This is a genomic window from Mycobacterium sp. 852002-50816_SCH5313054-b, assembly GCF_001667185.1.
In the GTDB taxonomy this organism is placed as follows: Bacteria; Actinomycetota; Actinomycetes; order Mycobacteriales; family Mycobacteriaceae; genus Mycobacterium.
In genome coordinates this window covers 20864-36223 of sequence record NZ_LZIC01000130.1, presented here as the reverse complement: position 1 = coordinate 36223, position 15360 = coordinate 20864, and the positions used below count along the sequence as shown (strand labels likewise).

At 67.8% G+C, this 15360-nt stretch carries 16 protein-coding genes; 11 read left to right on the top strand and 5 right to left on the bottom strand.

Annotated features, from left to right (window positions below; genetic code table 11):
* The 6 genes from A5787_RS23370 to A5787_RS23345 form a co-directional block, all read left to right on the top strand.
* Window positions 1-437, top strand: a 437-nt coding sequence (locus A5787_RS23370) for an enoyl-CoA hydratase-related protein (RefSeq protein WP_231994128.1), incomplete at its 5' end; no start/stop codon positions are given.
* Window positions 438-667: 230 nt separating this feature from the next.
* Window positions 668-1831, top strand: coding sequence for a PPE family protein (locus A5787_RS23365; protein ID WP_066971458.1), 1164 nt, complete (start codon window positions 668-670; stop codon window positions 1829-1831).
* A 38-nt stretch (window positions 1832-1869) separates the two neighbouring features.
* Entirely contained in the window at window positions 1870-3066 is a 1197-nt protein-coding gene (locus A5787_RS23360; RefSeq protein ID WP_066971456.1) for a PPE family protein, read from the top strand.
* Window positions 3067-3149: 83 nt separating this feature from the next.
* On the top strand, window positions 3150-4691 hold the full coding sequence (locus A5787_RS23355) for an acyl-CoA synthetase (RefSeq protein ID WP_066971454.1): 1542 nt from the start codon (window positions 3150-3152) through the stop codon (window positions 4689-4691).
* 19 nt (window positions 4692-4710) lie between these two features.
* Window positions 4711-6087 carry a Rieske 2Fe-2S domain-containing protein gene (locus A5787_RS23350; RefSeq protein ID WP_066971452.1) on the top strand — a complete coding sequence of 459 codons (1377 nt, stop codon included), beginning with the start codon at window positions 4711-4713 and terminating at the stop codon, window positions 6085-6087.
* Window positions 6084-7784 carry an FAD-binding protein gene (locus A5787_RS23345; RefSeq protein ID WP_066971450.1) on the top strand — a complete coding sequence of 567 codons (1701 nt, stop codon included), beginning with the start codon at window positions 6084-6086 and terminating at the stop codon, window positions 7782-7784. The genes A5787_RS23350 and A5787_RS23345 overlap by 4 nt, the downstream gene beginning before the upstream one ends.
* On the opposite strand, the gene A5787_RS23340 is transcribed toward A5787_RS23345, so the two are convergent.
* Complete coding sequence (locus A5787_RS23340) at window positions 7781-8647, bottom strand: enoyl-CoA hydratase-related protein (protein ID WP_066971448.1); 867 nt, start codon at window positions 8645-8647, stop codon at window positions 7781-7783. The two genes, A5787_RS23345 and A5787_RS23340, sit on opposite strands and share 4 nt — an antisense overlap.
* 51 nt (window positions 8648-8698) lie before the next feature.
* On the bottom strand, window positions 8699-9244 hold the full coding sequence (locus tag A5787_RS23335) for a bifunctional 2-polyprenyl-6-hydroxyphenol methylase/3-demethylubiquinol 3-O-methyltransferase UbiG (protein ID WP_066971446.1): 546 nt from the start codon (window positions 9242-9244) through the stop codon (window positions 8699-8701).
* A gap of 43 nt (window positions 9245-9287) precedes the next feature.
* On the opposite strand from A5787_RS23335, the gene A5787_RS23330 reads away from it, so the two are divergent.
* The 5 genes from A5787_RS23330 to A5787_RS23310 all read left to right on the top strand — a co-directional run bounded on the left by A5787_RS23330 (window position 9288) and on the right by A5787_RS23310 (window position 12461).
* On the top strand, window positions 9288-9863 hold the full coding sequence (locus A5787_RS23330) for a TetR/AcrR family transcriptional regulator (protein ID WP_066971444.1): 576 nt from the start codon (window positions 9288-9290) through the stop codon (window positions 9861-9863).
* 99 nt (window positions 9864-9962) lie between these two features.
* On the top strand, window positions 9963-10634 hold the full coding sequence (locus A5787_RS23325) for a TetR/AcrR family transcriptional regulator (protein WP_066971442.1): 672 nt from the start codon (window positions 9963-9965) through the stop codon (window positions 10632-10634).
* 79 nt (window positions 10635-10713) lie between these two features.
* A complete protein-coding gene (locus A5787_RS23320; protein ID WP_197507361.1) occupies window positions 10714-11178 on the top strand; it encodes a hypothetical protein in 465 nt (154 codons plus the stop codon).
* Window positions 11179-11313: 135 nt separating this feature from the next.
* On the top strand, window positions 11314-11955 hold the full coding sequence (locus A5787_RS23315) for a cutinase family protein (RefSeq protein ID WP_369829155.1): 642 nt from the start codon (window positions 11314-11316) through the stop codon (window positions 11953-11955).
* A 38-nt stretch (window positions 11956-11993) separates the two neighbouring features.
* On the top strand, window positions 11994-12461 hold the full coding sequence (locus A5787_RS23310) for a nuclear transport factor 2 family protein (RefSeq protein WP_066971440.1): 468 nt from the start codon (window positions 11994-11996) through the stop codon (window positions 12459-12461).
* 11 nt (window positions 12462-12472) lie between these two features.
* On the opposite strand, the gene A5787_RS23305 is transcribed toward A5787_RS23310, so the two are convergent.
* The 3 genes from A5787_RS23305 to A5787_RS23295 all read right to left on the bottom strand — a co-directional run bounded on the left by A5787_RS23305 (window position 12473) and on the right by A5787_RS23295 (window position 15114).
* Complete coding sequence (locus tag A5787_RS23305; protein ID WP_066971438.1) at window positions 12473-12847, bottom strand: DUF5073 family protein; 375 nt, start codon at window positions 12845-12847, stop codon at window positions 12473-12475.
* Complete coding sequence (locus tag A5787_RS23300) at window positions 12847-13632, bottom strand: heavy metal-binding domain-containing protein (RefSeq protein ID WP_066971437.1); 786 nt, start codon at window positions 13630-13632, stop codon at window positions 12847-12849. Before A5787_RS23300 ends, A5787_RS23305 begins: the two co-directional genes overlap by 1 nt.
* 81 nt (window positions 13633-13713) lie before the next feature.
* Window positions 13714-15114: a wax ester/triacylglycerol synthase family O-acyltransferase gene (locus tag A5787_RS23295; protein ID WP_066971435.1), complete on the bottom strand. Its 1401-nt coding sequence runs from the start codon at window positions 15112-15114 to the stop codon at window positions 13714-13716.
* Window positions 15115-15360: the final 246 nt, after the last annotated feature.

Sequence of the window (15360 nt, the reverse complement as noted above, 5' to 3'; positions counted from 1 at the left end):
CGCCCTTGCAGGGATTCGGGATGCCGTCGGGCGAATGCTCGATCGAGCCGTGGGTTTTCATGAACTGGCGGCGCGCGGCGTATTACCTGTACCTGGCGGAGGTCATCGACGCCAGGAAGGCGCTGGAGGTCGGTCTGGTCAACGAGGTGGTGCCGCGCGAGCAACTGGAAGCGCGCGCCGACGCCATCGCCCGCCACATCGCCCAGGCGCCGATGACGACGCTGTTGGCGACGAAGGCCAATCTCAAGCGGGCCTGGGAGCTGATGGGCATGCGGGTGCACTGGCAGAGCTCCAACGACCTCGTCGCGCTCGCGTCGGTCAGCAGGGACGTGCAGGAGCTGATTCAGACGGTGTTCAAGGACAAGGTGCTGCCGTCCGAGCAAGCCCGTCGCCAGGCAGCGGCAGCCGCCTCGCAGGACGGCGCTGCGCCGGCGTGACGAGGGGACGTTAGCCACATCCAAAGGCGACGTTCGGCCCTGGTGCGCCGGGTCGCGGTGAGCGACGCTGCTCCAGATGACGGCCAAAGAGCCCCTGGCCGAGGTGAATCGACGCGCCGCCGCTTTGCTAATTCAAGGTAATCGACGCCGGTCGAATTACGATCTGCTTGTGTCCGCCGACACCCGCCGTGGATCTGCCGCCGGATCGTGGTCGGCTAAGGGGTAGTGAGGTGTTGGATTTCGGGGTGCTACCGCCCGAAATCAACTCCGGCCGAATGTATTCGGGCCCGGGCTCGGAGCCGATGATGGCCGCCGCGACGGCCTGGGACGAATTGGCGGCGGAATTGGGCACGGCGGCGAGCGGTTACAGCTCGGTGATCACGGAGCTGACCAGCTCACCCTGGATGGGGCCCTCCTCGGCCGCCATGGTGTCCGCCGTTGCCCCGTACGTGAGCTGGCTCAGCGCGGCGGCCGCCCAGGCCGAGCAGACCGCGATCCAGGCCCGCGCGGCCGCGGCCGCCTTCGAGACCGCATTCGTGATGACGGTGCCGCCGCCCGTGATCGTGGCCAACCGGCTGTTGCTGATGACGCTGATCGCCACCAATTTCTTCGGGCAGAACACGCCGGCGATCGCAGCCACCGAAGCCCAGTACGCACAGATGTGGGCCCAGGACGCGACCGCCATGTACGGCTATGCGGCCTCCTCGGCGACGGCCTCGCAGCTGGCCCCGTACCAATCGCCGTCCAACATCAACACCCCCGACGCGGTGGCCCGGCAGGGCGCAGCGGTTTCCCTAGCGCTCCAACAACTCTCCTCACCTCCCGCGGCGCCGGCCGCGCAGGGGCTCATCGGGAACACTATCCAGGATTTCCTCACCTACGGGCTGCCCACGCCGACCAACAACTGGCTCGGGCTCACCCCGCCGAACTATGTCACGGTTTTCAAGCAAACCTTGCAGGCGTATTTCGGGGTGGGCGTCGCAAACTTCGCTTACAGCATCGGACAGCAGTTGACGTTCGGCTCCGGAACAACGGCCGGGTCGGCCGGCGCCTGGTATCCGACGCCACAATTCTTCGGCCTGCATATCGAGGGACTGGGCGGCGTGGGTGCCCATACCGCCGGAGCGATGTCGGCGAGCGCGGGCCAGGCCGGCAGGGTCGGGCTGCTGTCCGTGCCGCCGAATTGGACGACACCGACATCGGAAGTGACACTTGCCGGCGCCGCGATGGACGAGAGCGCCGCCCCACCGGGCACCGCCACAAGCGGAACGGACAACGCCCTGCTGCGGGGCATACCGACCGGGGCCGTGGGCCGGCGCACCGCCGCCTACGGACACACCAACGTCTACGGGGCCCGCCACAGCGTGGTCGTCCGCCCGCCATCGGCCGGATAGCCCCATGACCATCGCGATGATTCACAGAAGGAGTCAAGATGATTGATTTTGGTGCACTGCCCCCGGAGATCAACTCTGCGCGGATCTATGCGGGTCCCGGCTCGGCTTCGATGGTGGCGGCGGCCTCGGCCTGGAACGGGCTTGCCGCCGAGCTGAATTCGGCTGCGATGGGTTACGACAAGGTGGTGACCACGCTGGCCGGCGAGGAATGGCTGGGGCCGGCCTCGGCGTCCATGGCCGCCGCGGCGCAGCCGTACGTGGCGTGGATGAATGCGACTGCGGCGCAAGCCGAACAGGCCGCCGCCCAGGCCCGATCGGCCGCGGCGGCCTACGAGGCCGCACTTGCCGCGGTGGTGCCCCCGCCGCTGATCGCGGCCAACCGCGCCGAGCTCGCCCAGGCGACCGCGACCAATGTGCTGGGGCAAAACAACGCGATCATCGCCCAACTGGAGGCTCAATACGCCGAGTTTTGGGCCCTAGACGCCGCGGCCATGTACAACTACGCGGGTTCCTCGGCGAGCGCCGCGAAGGTTGAGCAGTTCATCGCGGCACCACAGATCGCCAACCCGGCGGCCCAAGCCGCACAGGTGGCAACGACCACCTCGTCGGGCGGTGCGCAGTCCACGCTGGCACGGCTGATTTCCGGGTTGCCGACCCAGCTGCAGGGCCTGGCGTCGCCGACGTCGGCGGCGTCCGCCGCCGCGTCGATGCCGGTGCTGACCGAACTATGGTTCTTGTTGACCGGCCAGACCATCCTGCCCACCAACCTGGGAACGTTCATCAACGGCATCTCCCCCTATGCGAGCTTGTTCTACAACACCGAGGGCCTGCCCTACTTCAGCGTCGGCATGGGCAACTTCGGTGTTCAGATATCCAAGACGCTGGGCGGGATCGGTGGGGCGGCAGGATCGGGTATCGCTGCGGTGCCCAAGGGCCTGCCCGGGCTGGGCGGGCTGATCGGCGGTGGTGCCGGCGCGGCGGCGCAGCTGGGCAGCGCCACCTCGATCGGCAAGCTGTCGGTACCGGCCTCGTGGGCAGCGTCCGCCCCCGCGGCAAGCCACGCCGGGACCGAGTGGGTCAGCGCGATCCGGCCCACCGCGGAAACCGCCGGCGGACCGGGCAACCTGCTGGGCGGCATGCCGCTGGCGGGCGTGGGCTCGGGCACCGCCGGCGGCGCCGGACCCCGATACGGTTTCCGGCCGACCGTCATGGCCCGCCCGCCCCTCGGTGGGTAGCCGGCCAGCGCTGACCCGGTATCGTCACGACCGGGGGTCCAACGACGGCTAGTTAAGCGCTGACGGCTCAAAGGGGAGCACGGGTGAACATCGCCGACCACGCGAGCACAGCCGCGGACTCGCCTGCCTTGATTACCGACGGCGGCCCGATCTCGTTCGGTGAGCTGCATGCCAGGAGCCGGCGCGTCGCCGCCCTGCTGCACGGCGCCGGGCTGCGGCGCGGCGACGGCGTGGCGCTGGTTTTGCCGAACCGGCCCGAGTTCTTCGAAATCACCTGGGGCTGCCAGCTTTCCGGGCTCTACTACACGGCCGTGAACACCCACTTCACGCCCGACGAGGTCGCCTACGTCATCGGCGACTCGGACGCCAAGGCGGTCTTTGTCGACGTTTCAGAGGCGTCCGGGGCCCAGCTCGCCGAGCACGTGCGCGCGGCCAACGCGGGCGTGACCGTCCACCTGGCCGTCGGGGGCGCGCTGCGCGGCTGGCGCCCCTACGACGACGCTCTGGTGGCGGCGGGCGATGCGCCGCCGCTGTCGGACGGCTCGGAGATGCTCTATTCGTCGGGCACCACGGGACGGCCCAAGGCCGTCCGCCGCTCGCTGCCGGCCGACGGCAACGGGTCCTGGGCCCAGGCGGTGCTGGAGATGGCGCTGATCCACAAGTACGGGATGGACTCCTCCAGCGTGTACCTCTCCCCCGCGCCGCTGTATCACGCGGCCGGGGTGAACTACACGATGGCGGTGCACCGCGTCGGCGCCGCATCGATCCTGATGCGCAAGTTCGACGCCGAGGCCGTGCTGCGGTTGATCGAGACGCATCGGGTCACCCACGCTCAGTTCGTCCCCACCATGTTCGTGCGGATGCTCAAGTTGCCCGCGGCGGTCAGGCGGAAATACGACGTGTCCAGCCTGCAGTGCGTGATCCACGCGGCCGCCCCGTGTCCGGTGGACGTCAAGCACCGGATGATGGAGTGGTTCGGTCCCATCATCCACGAGTATTACGGCGGCACGGAGGGATTCGCGGGCACCACGATCGGGCCCGAGGAATGGCTCGCCCATCCGGGCTCGGTCGGCAAGCCGTTCAGTCCCGTTCATGTGCTGGGCGAGGGCGGGGATGAACTTCCGGTGGGCGAGTCCGGCGAGCTGTTCTTCGAAGGCGGACCCGATTTCGAGTACTTCAAGGACCCGGCCAAGACCGCATCGGTCTCCAACAACCGGGGCTGGCGGTCGCTGGGTGACATGGGCTACGTCGACGCCGACGGATACCTCTACCTCACCGACCGTTCGACGTTCATGATCGTTTCGGGCGGGGTGAACATCTACCCGCAGGAGGCGGAGAACCTGCTGGTCATGCACCCCAAGCTCGTCGACGCGGCCGTGTTCGGCGTCCCCAACGACGAGTTCGGCGAGGAGGTCAAGGCCGTCGTGCAACCTGCCGACGGCGTGGCGCCCGGTCCCGACTTGGAGGCCGAGCTCATCGCGCACTGCCGGGCTCACCTGGCCGGCTATAAGTGCCCGCGCACAGTGGAGTTCGAGCCGGAACTGCCGCGCGACCCGAACGGAAAGCTTTACAAGCGGCGCATTCGTGAACGTTACTGGCAAGGACGGGCCTCACGGATCGTATGAGCTGATAAGGGACAGTGAGATGGCTGTAGAGACGGGTTCGGAGAGAATCGGTGTCAATTGGACACCGCTGCCGGTGCCGTGGGCGGTTCAGACGCCCGATCGCATCCCCAAACAGCGGTACTACGACGCGGAGTTCTACGCCCTGGAGGCGGACCTCTTCTGGCCACGGGTGTGGCAGATGGCCTGCCGCCTCGAGGAGATCCCCAAGGCCGGCGACTTCGTGGAGTACGAGATCCTCGACGAGTCGATCATCGTGGTTCGCCTCGACAGCCAGACGGTGCGGGCCTACCACAACGCCTGCCGCCATCGCGGGGTAAAGCTGGTGGAGGGCAACGGGAATCGGCGTACCTTTGTGTGCCCGTTCCACGGGTGGTGCTGGGGCATCGACGGGCGCAACACGTTCGTGCTGCGACCCGGGGAGTTCGCCGAGGAAAACCTGTGCCGAGAAGATTTGCAACTCGTTTCGGTCAGGTGCGAGCTCTGGGGCGGCTGCGCCTGGATCAACCTCGACGACGGTGCGCCCGCACTGCGGGACTGCATCGAGCCGTTCGCGTCGATCTACGACGCATGGAAAGTGGAGTCGCTGCGCGTCGAGTGGTGGCAGGCGTGCCGCCTTCCGGTGAACTGGAAGTTGGCCACGGCGGCGTTCATGGAGGGTTATCACGTCCCCCAGACCCACCCGCAACTGCTGCCGTCGTCAATGCCCACGACGTCGAAACCACCGGGTTTGGCCCAGACCAACCTGTACTTCATGCGCGCGCTGGGCGAGGGCATGGCGGGTATGACGCACGAGAACGACGTCCGCATCGCAGAAGGCCTGCAGGACATGGAGCTGCCATCCGATCCGGCCGAGGCGATGGCCGTCTGGCGCAGTGCCCTCAACGACGCCATCGTCCACTGGCATCGAGCGCGCGGGTGCGATATCCCCGACCTCAACGAGTTGCAGCGGCGTGGCATCGTCGAGGCGATCAATTTCTGCTTCCCCCACTACTTTGTGTTGCCCCAATACAGCAGCGCCTCGTCGTACCGGATTCGACCGCTAGGCCCCGAAGAAACGTTGTTCGAGATCTGGTCGCTCACCCGCATCCCGCCGGACCAGGTCACGGCCAAGCCGACCCCGCCCGTACCTATGGCGCCCGACGACCCACGCTGGCCGCCCATCCCCCCCCAGGATTTCTCCAATCTTCCGAAGCAACAAAAGGGATTGCACTCCAAGGGCTTTGAGTTCATGCGTCTCTCGGACCAGATCGAGGGGCTGATCTCCAACTTCGAGCGCGTCGTCGACGGCTTTCTGGCCGGACTGCCCTACGAGGCGCTGGTGCCCGCGATCCAGAAGACCAACACCACCATCGACGTGCCGGTCGCCGATCTGGGATTTGGCCAGGGGCCCCGATGACCACGCAGTGGGACCGCTCGGTCGACCTGCTCATCGCGGGCAGCGGCGGCGGCGGCATGGTGGCCGGGCTGGCCGCGCTCGACTGCGGGCTGGAACCGCTGATCATCGAGAAGCAGGCGCTCGTCGGGGGGTCGACGGGGCTGTCTGGCGGCATCGTCTGGCTGCCCAACAACCCCCTGATGCGCGCCGACGGCGTCGCCGACTCGCACGAGGACGGCCTGGCCTACCTGGCCGACGTGGTCGGTGACATCGGCGCGCCTTCCTCGCCCGCCCGCCGCGAGATGTTCCTGACCGCCGGCTACGAAATGGTCAATTTCCTTGTCCGCAAGGGTGTTCGGTTGATCCGGTGCGCCGGATGGAGCGACTACTACCCGAATCACAAGGGCGGCAACGAGTCCGGGCGCGCGATCGAGGGCATTCCGTTCGACGCCGCGGTGCTGGGCAGCTGGAGCGGCAGAGTGCAGCCCCCGCTGGCCAAGAACTACGGCTTCGTGGTCCTGACCAACGAACTGCGCTCGGTTCAGTACTACAACCGTTCGCCGCGCGCGTTCGCCGTTGCCGCCCGGGTGTTCCTGCGCACCGCGGCCGCGCGTGCGCGCCGCCGCCACATCCTCACCAACGGAGCGTCGCTCATCGCTCAAATGCTGAAGGCGCTCATCGACCTCAGTGACGGACCGCCGCCGCTGTGGACGAACGCGGCGCTGGACGACCTCATCGTGGAGGACGGCCGGGTCGTCGGCGCCCGCATCACCCGTGGCGAGGAATCGCTGAACGTGGAGGCTCGGCGGGGCGTCTTGCTGGCGGCCGGCGGTTTCGGCCACAACAAGGAGATGCGCCGCCGGTACAGCGGCGATCAGCCCAACGAGGCGCAGTGGTCGATCGCCAACGCCGGGGACACCGGCGAGGTGCTGCAGGCGGCGATGCGGCTGGGAGCCAAAACCGATCTGCTGGACGAAGCCTGGTGGCTGCCTTCCGTTTTCATCGCCAACGGCGGTGCGGTGGCGGCGTCGCTCGGCTCGGGTCGCCAGCGTCCCGGGGCCATCTACGTCGACTCGACCGGCCGGCGATTCTGCAACGAGTCGAACTCCTACGTCGAGGTCGGCAAAGCGATGTACGCCAACAAGGCGGTCCCCTGCTGGATGATCTTCGACGAGGGTTATGTGCGCCGCTACGTCACCAGCAGCAACCCGCTCAAGCGCAACCTGCACCTGCCGCCCGAGCTGATCGAGAGCGGCGCGGTCAAACGTGGCGACACCGTCGCCGGCCTCGCCCACCAGATCGACCTTCCCGCGGACGAATTGGCGCGGACCATCCAGCGGTTCAACCAGTTCGCCGCCAAGGGCCTGGACCCGGACTTCGGGCGCGGCCAATCGGCCTACAACGACTGCCTCGGCGATCCGGGCTACCGGCCGAACGCCGCCGTCGGCCCGCTCGACCGGGCGCCCTACTACGCCACGCGGGTGCTGCCGGCGGACGTCGGGACGTGTGGCGGCGTGGTCACCAACGAGCACGCGCAGGTCCTGGACGAGCAGGACCTGGTGATCGACGGCCTGTATGCCACCGGGAACACCACCGCGACGGTGATGGGCCGTACGTATCCGGGCGCCGGCGCCAGCATCGCCAGCTCGATGGTGTTCGGCTACGTCGCCGCGCGGCATGCCGCCGGCCGCAGGATCGCCGGCGAGAAGAGCCGTTAGGTGGACGAGCCGGGTGCACTCCCGCTCGGAGAACTTTCGTCGCGGCCGACGAAATCCCTTGGCTTCATCCCCGATTGGATGAGTTCGGCCCGTCGCGCCTGAACATCGGAGGCCGCGCCCACCATGTTGGTCAGGATGTGGCTGACCTGGAGGTGGACCCGCATGCCCATCAATTCCCAGGCGCGCTTCACGTTGTTCTTCACCGCCATCAGGGTCGTCAACGGGATCTGGGCGATCCTGCGCGCCATGTCCTCGACGGTGTCTTCCAGGTCTTCGCGCGGGACAACCTTATTCAGCAGACCCCAGTCGAGCGCTTGCTGCGCGGACAGGGTCGGAGCCAGCAGCAGCCAATCCATGGTGCGGTGCCAGTTCATCAACAACCAGGGTTCGATCATGGTGTGCCCGCCGGGTTCCCCGAGGCTTTGGGCAAGCGGCATCTGGAAATACGCGTCGTCGGATGCCACGCAGAAGTCGGTCAGCAGGCCGAGATAGATGCCGCCGCCCATGCAGTAGCCGTGGATCTGCGAGATCGTCGGCTTGGGAAACTCCCACAGATACAGGGTGGGCCACAGAAAGAGGTCGGCGGTCCCCTTGTACAGCTCCTCAAAGGTGTTTCCGAAGTCGGGGTAGGGGTTTTCGTCCGGGCCCCAGCGCGCCACGTGCCCGCCGCAGAAGCCGTTCCCGTTCGCCTTGAGGATCACGACCTTGATCTCGTGGTCGCGGTCGGCCTCGTGCAGGCAGTTGTCGACTTCGGTGACCAACACCGCGTCCTTGGTGTTGGCTTTGTCGACCCGATTCAGGATGATCCGCGCGATCGGCGGTTCGCGTTCATAGATGACCGCTTCGAGTACGCGCCGCTCCATCTTCGTGACATTACCGGGTCCTACGCCCGCGCCGAGGGCGCCGCGCCACCCTCAGCGGCGGGCCAGCAGCCACGCGTGACCGTCGCCCTCACCGGCGGCGATCGCCTGGAGTTGGGCGAACGCGGCCGGCAGCTCGCCCGGCGCCGCGCGGAACGGCCCGGGGGCCGCCCCCACTTCGCTGAGCGCCGCGATCGCGAGCAGCCCGCCCGGCGCCAGGCGCTCGATGATCTCGCCGTCGAGGCGGCGGTCCCGGAACTTGTGACAGAGGATCACGTCGACGGGCGGCCCGGGCGGCAGACCGTCGTCGAGATCGAACACCTCGAAACGGCAGCGCTCACCGACACCGGCGAGCCGGGCCACCTCGCGGGCCTGGTCGACGGCGACCGCGGAGACGTCGAACCCCCGGACATCCAGGCCGTGCCGGGCCAGCCACACCGCGCCGCAGCCCTGGCCACAGGCCAGATCGAGGGCCCGCCCCGCCGCCGGAAACTCCTTCGCATGGCGCGTCAGCAGGTCGGGCGGGTCCGTCGCGCTCGCCGGCGGCGGTCCCTGAGCGGCGTATCGCTCGTCCCAGCGGCGCCGGTCGGCCTCGGCCATAGGCGCCACCCTAGGCCGCGCGGGCCGTTTCTACACTGGACCGGTGTCCAGGGAAGCGGCCGCCACCACACCCCGCCGCTCGGACCGTCGGCCGGCTCAGACGATCCGCAAGGTCCTCGACGCGGGGCTGGAGGAGTTGCGCAAATCGTCGTACGCGAATCTGACGATGCGGGCGGTCGCAACCCGCGCCGGGGTCTCCCCGGCCAGCGCATACACGTACTTTCCGTCGAAGAGCGCGCTGGTGGCGGCGGTGTACCTCCGCTTTCTGCGCGACCTCCCACTGCACACCGACGTCAACGACACCACCCCGGCCCGGGTCGGCGCGACGTTGCGCGACATGGCGCTGATGGTCGCCGACGAGCCCGAGCTGATGACGGCCTGCGGCGCCGCGCTGATGGCCGACGACCCCGCGGTCAAGCCGCTGCGCGAGGAGATCGGCGCCGAGGTGTCGAGGCGGATCGGCGCCGCGCTGGGCCCGGGGTGGCCTCGCGCGGTGAAATCTGCGCTGCAGATGACGTTCGCCGGGGCGCTCCTGACGGCACGGTTCGTCAGCTACCAGGAGATCGCGGGGCAACTGGACGAGGCCGTCGATCTGATCCTGGGCGCATCCCAGGCGTAAAGGGTTGCGGTGGAACGGGATCCAGTGCGGGGAACTTTCCGCACGTGCAGCGCACGATAGACGTTATGATCCAGCGATGGGGATGACCGTCCGCTAAGCATGCGCAGTCACGGCTGGGCAGGGAACACGCCCGCCTCCGACGAGGAGGCGATCGAGCGCATCCTGGACGCCGCGGACAAGATCATCGACGAACGCGGCCCGGCGACGCGGATCACCGACGTGGCGCGGGCCCTCGGTGTGACCCGGCAGACCGTGTATCGGTACTTCCCCGGAACCCGGGCATTGCTGGTGGCAACCGCGATGCGATCGGCCGACGGCTTCCTGGACCGGCTGGCGGGCCGCCTCGACGGCGTGACCGACCCGGTGGTGGCGATGACCGAGGGAATGGCATTCGCCATCGAGCAACTGGCGTCGGACAATCAGCTCGAACTCGTGCTGAATCGGCGTCACCGCGGCGGCCAGGCCGCCTCCATCATCTCGGATACCGCGTTGGCCTTCGGACGCTCGATGTTGCATCGCTACGACATCGATTGGGAGCAATACGGTTTCGATGAGGCAGGCTTGGACGAACTGAACGAGTTCTGCCTGCGGGTGCTGCACTCGTTCCTCGCCGACCCGGGCCGTCCGGCACGCGGTGGCGACGATCTCCGGCGTTATCTCACCCGCTGGATCGGGCCCGCGATCGCCTATCCGCAACTGGTGCGGGCGATGGACGCGCTGCGGGGCCCGGACGCGGCGCCGGCCCGGGGACGCCGCTCGAAGGCGTCCTGACGGCGTCGCGGCCGGGTGGTTGATCCGCTGGCCGGGTTCGGCGATCCTCAACGAACCGACGTTGACGACTTGCAGAGGAGTGGACGTGGTGGGTCTGGGACAAGTCGCGCTCAACAGCGCACCCGTGTTCGGTGGTCTGATGCTGGCCGTTGCGGCCGGGCAATTCAGGGGTCCGGACTATCGAGAGCTGATCAAACAGGACATGGATCTGCTGGATCGTCTCCCGCCGGAGGCGACCGCACGTCGCGCAGAGCTGCAACGCACCATCGATGACCGCATCGACGACCTGGTCGATGTCGCCGACAGGAACCGCGCGCTGCGCAAGTCCGCGCTGTCGTACCGCGGCAACTGGCGCGACGTGGTGCTGTTGCTGTGCGTGGTGTTGTTCACCATCATCTGGTGGGAGGTCGACCACAGCCGCGGCAATTGGCTGCCGATGTTCGTCCTGCTGATCCTGCTGTCGGTGGTGACCGCCGCGTATGCCTTCCGGGGCGTGCTGCGCGCCGCCACCTCCCTGCTGCGCAGGCGGGAAACCGGGAAGTAGCGCCGCCGTTACGGCCCTGAGCTGCGATTTTGCCGCGCGCGGGGCCACGGGTCGCTTTCAGGCCGGGACGCTCGCCGAGCATCCGCGCTCGCCTTGTGCCAAGATTTTGACGTGAAGTTCCCTCCCCTCAACCTGATTTGTGCTGCGCTGGCGCCGATTTGGGTATTGGCGCTGGCACCCGTTCCCTCGGCGTGGGCGGAGCCATGCCCCGACGTCGAGGTGGTGTTCGCCCGGGGCACCAGCGAGCCTCCCGGGGTCGGCGGCATCGGCCAGCATTTCGTCGACACGTTGCGGTCCCGCGTGGGCGGCAAATCGCTGGGCGTGTATCCGGTCAACTACCCGGCCACCACGGACTTTCCCACCGCCATTGACGGCATCAACGACGCCGGCCACCACGTTGAGTCCATGGCGGTGAGCTGCCCCAGAACCAAAATGGTGCTGGGCGGATATTCCCAGGGCGCGGCCGTGATGGGTTTCGTGACCGCGAACCAGGTGCCGGACGGCGCAAATCTCGCGCAACCACCCCAGCCGATGCCGCCCGACGTCGCCAACCACGTCGCCGCGGTCGCCCTGTTCGGCAAGCCGTCGGGTCAGTTCATGAGCATCATCAACGAGCCGCCGGTCACGGTCGGCCCGCTGTATGCACCCAAGACGATCGACCTGTGCGTTCCCAACGATCCGGTCTGTTCGGGATCGGGATTCCCGGCCGCGCACCGGCAATACGTCGACGCAGGGATGGTCGATCAGGCGGCGGATTTCGCCGCGAGCCGCCTATAGGCGCACCCGGACGAGGCGACCGAGGAGGTCGAGTGGCGATGGACGCTCCGGCCGAAGATGTCGGCGGCACCGCCTTCGACGTCGCCGACAGGTTGGCCATCATCAACCTGTTCGGCGCGTACGCCTACACCTACGACGAGAACCGGCTCGACGACTTCCGTGCCTTGTTCACCGGGTCACCCGAGCTCGTCCTGTGGCATGAGGGCCGCCCGCTGTCGGCGGACATCGACACGGTCATGAGCCTGCTCGCGGTCCGGAAGGCGGGGTTCGAGGCCGAAAACAACCAACGGCGCCACGCGCTGAATTCGTTTTGGTTCTCCAGCCAGGGCGACACCGAGGCGACGGGGCACTGTTACGTCCAGGTTTTTGCCGTCAAAGACGGTGGCCCGCCCGTTCCCGATCTGACCGGACGTTACGAGTTCACGGCGGCCAAACAAGGCGGCGTGTGGCGGTTCAGCCGATGGGTGGTGGCGATCGATCAGGCTCAACCCGGCAACGGCGAGTGAGCCCGGGTCGGTCAGAAACGCGGCGCGCTCTCGAGAACCTCGAGCGCCGCATCGATGTTCGGAACGATCGTCGGGCCGTAACTGCTCACCAGTTGCCCGAGCGCGCGGGCGATGTGCGGACCCACGACGCCGGCGGCCAGCACCTCCTCGGCCAGGACGATGCCGTTCACCACGTGAGCGGCGGACAGCCGGCCGTCGGCGGTGAGTTCGTATCGCCAGTCGCCGATCTGGATCCGCTCGGGCTGGGAGCGGAAGAAGCCCCGCCGCGCCGGGACGAGGACCACTCCGGGCACACCGCAGAACACCTTGACCACCAGCGCGACTCCCCCGGGCCCGGCCAGGGCCGACCCGATGGCATGACTGACCCGCTCATGATCGAAGGTCATCAGTCACTCATCGGCAGGACGAACGAGGGCGTCAGGGTTTGCGCCTCGCCACCGCGACGGACGGCCGTGCCCGCCACGTAGAACTCCACCGTGTGATGCCCCCACGCATAGTTCGAAATGGCGAAATGCACACCGACGACGCCGGCTCCGCCGTCGCGCTCGGCCTCGCTCTGCATGCGCGACATCGCCAGCTCCCGGGCTTGGTAGCTGCCCTGTGTCCATTGCGGCATCTCTGTGTTGCGTCCCGCCTGCTTCAGCATCGTCATAAACCCTTGCACGGCAACGTGGAACACGCAGTTGCCCATCACGAAGGCAACCGGGGTGTAGCCGGACCGCAGCAGGGTCGTCAGGTCCTGGCCGGACAGGTGGCTGGTGAACGCCTGCCCGTTGGAGCGTCGGTATGCCCCGGGCTTCCCGGTGTACCGCACGGCGGTGCCGACGGCGATGAACTCGAGGTGCTCGCCCTCCCCCTGATGACGCCAGTCCAGGCGGACGCCGACCACCCCGTCGGCGCCGAGCGAATCGGCCTCGGCCTGCATCCGCGACATCGCGTTCCACCGGGCGCGGTAGGTCGCCTCGGTGAGTACCGGCAGCTCGGATTGCTGCCTGATGCCGGTGAACTGGTATCCCACGTGATAGACCGAGACGCCCATGACGAGTTCGATCGGCTCGAACCCGGCGCCGTGCAGCAGGGCGAATTCATTGATCGACAGGTCGGACGTGAAGACCTTGCCCGCGTGGGACAGGCGTTCGCTGGCAACTGGGTCGAGCGGGGTGGGTTGCATCGGCTACCGGCCCTCCTGAGGTTGGGAAGGACAGCGTAGCCCGACGGGGGGCGCTCGCCGGGTGGCTTCGCGTCGCGAGAGCTAGCGCCCAGGGCTACCTTCCAGCTGAACGTCGCCGCATTCGAGCAGCTCCTTGAGCGCATCGGGGAATGCGTCGGCGATGTCCCACAAGTCCGGCAGCAGGTCGGGGCACCCGATGATGCCGATGCCGAGTTCCCCGCCCAGCGACATCACGGTGATGTTGAGCCCCGCGCTGCCGATGATCGGTCCCATCGGATACATGGTGTCGACGTGGCAGCCCAGGAAGTACAACTGGGCCTGGGGGCCGGGCACGTTCGACAGGATCAGGTTGTACGCCGGGCTGTGCGATATCGGGATGCGCGGCAGGATCCGCATGGCCGCGCCGAACATCGTAGGCCCGCCGAACTGCGTCCAGTCGTGCAGCAACGTCGGACCCATGGCCGCGGTGTGGTCCTTCGCGGCCGCGTTACCCGCCGCGATGGTGCGGATGCGTTCGGCCGGATCGCCGATCTGGCTTTCCACCCGGCAGAACATCCAGGTGGTCTGGTTGCGGCCGGGCCGGTGGGACGTGTCGCGCACCGACACCGGCACGGTCGCCACCAGCGGGTGTTCGGGCAGCTCGCCGCGGTCGAGCAGGAACCGCCGCAACACCCCCGCGCACAGCGCGACCACGACGTCGTTGACCGTCACCCCGAACCGTTCCTTGACCCGCTTGACATCGCGCATGTCCAACTGGCTGAAGGCGATGTTGCGGAGCCCGCTGACGGCGCCGTTGAAGGGGGTGGGAGGCGCCGAAAACGGCGCGGCCATGGTGCGCCCGTCGCGCGCGCGAAGCGCCGTCTGCACCAATGTCAGCATTGTCGCCGGCACCACGGTCGCAAGCCGCAAAGGCCGCATCGCGAACCCGAGCAGCCCGCTCGCGGCAATGTGCAGCGCGTTGCCGCGACCCGCGCCGCGCGTCGGTTTCGGGGGCGGCGCGTCGGCTTCCAGGGTGCACAGCTGGGCGAGCAGGTTCGCGCCGGCCACTCCGTCGACCACGGCGTGATGGACCTTGAGCAGCACCGCCACCGCGCCCGCGCGGGCGCCGCCTTCGAGCACCCACATCTCCCACAGCGGGCGATCGCGGTCCAGCGGAAGCCCCGCGATATAGCCGCAGATGTCGGCCAACTCCTGGCGCCCCCCGGGCGCCGGCACCCCGACGCGGCGCAGGTGGCGGCGCAGTTGGAAGTCTTCGTCATCCACCCACACCGGATGATCCAGGTTCAGCTGCGAGTCGGCCAGCTTCATCCGAAATTCCGGCATCGCGGCCACGCGCTTGGCCATCGCGGCGCGCAAGCGGCCGTAGGTATAACCGCCCGGCATCGCCGAGGTGTCCAACTCCACAATGCAACACACGTTCAACGGCTGCGTCGGAGTCTCCAGATAGAGAAAGAATGCATCAAGTCCGCTTAGTCGTTCCATAGCCGCCTGCTCGACTAGTGACTTCTCAATACCCCGCCCTAACCCCCACAGAGTTTAGGTAGCGAAAATGTGGAAAGCCACTGCTTACCAAATCTTTTCGCGTTAATTGTTGATGACCGCGGTGTGATTTCGCCGGTCCGCTCCGACAACAGGACGCGGCAATTCCTCGGGTGCCGCAGGCGCCCCGATGAAGACCGACGGGTTCCCCAAACGCCGCGACGGATAAACATCCCGTCCAGTGAACCG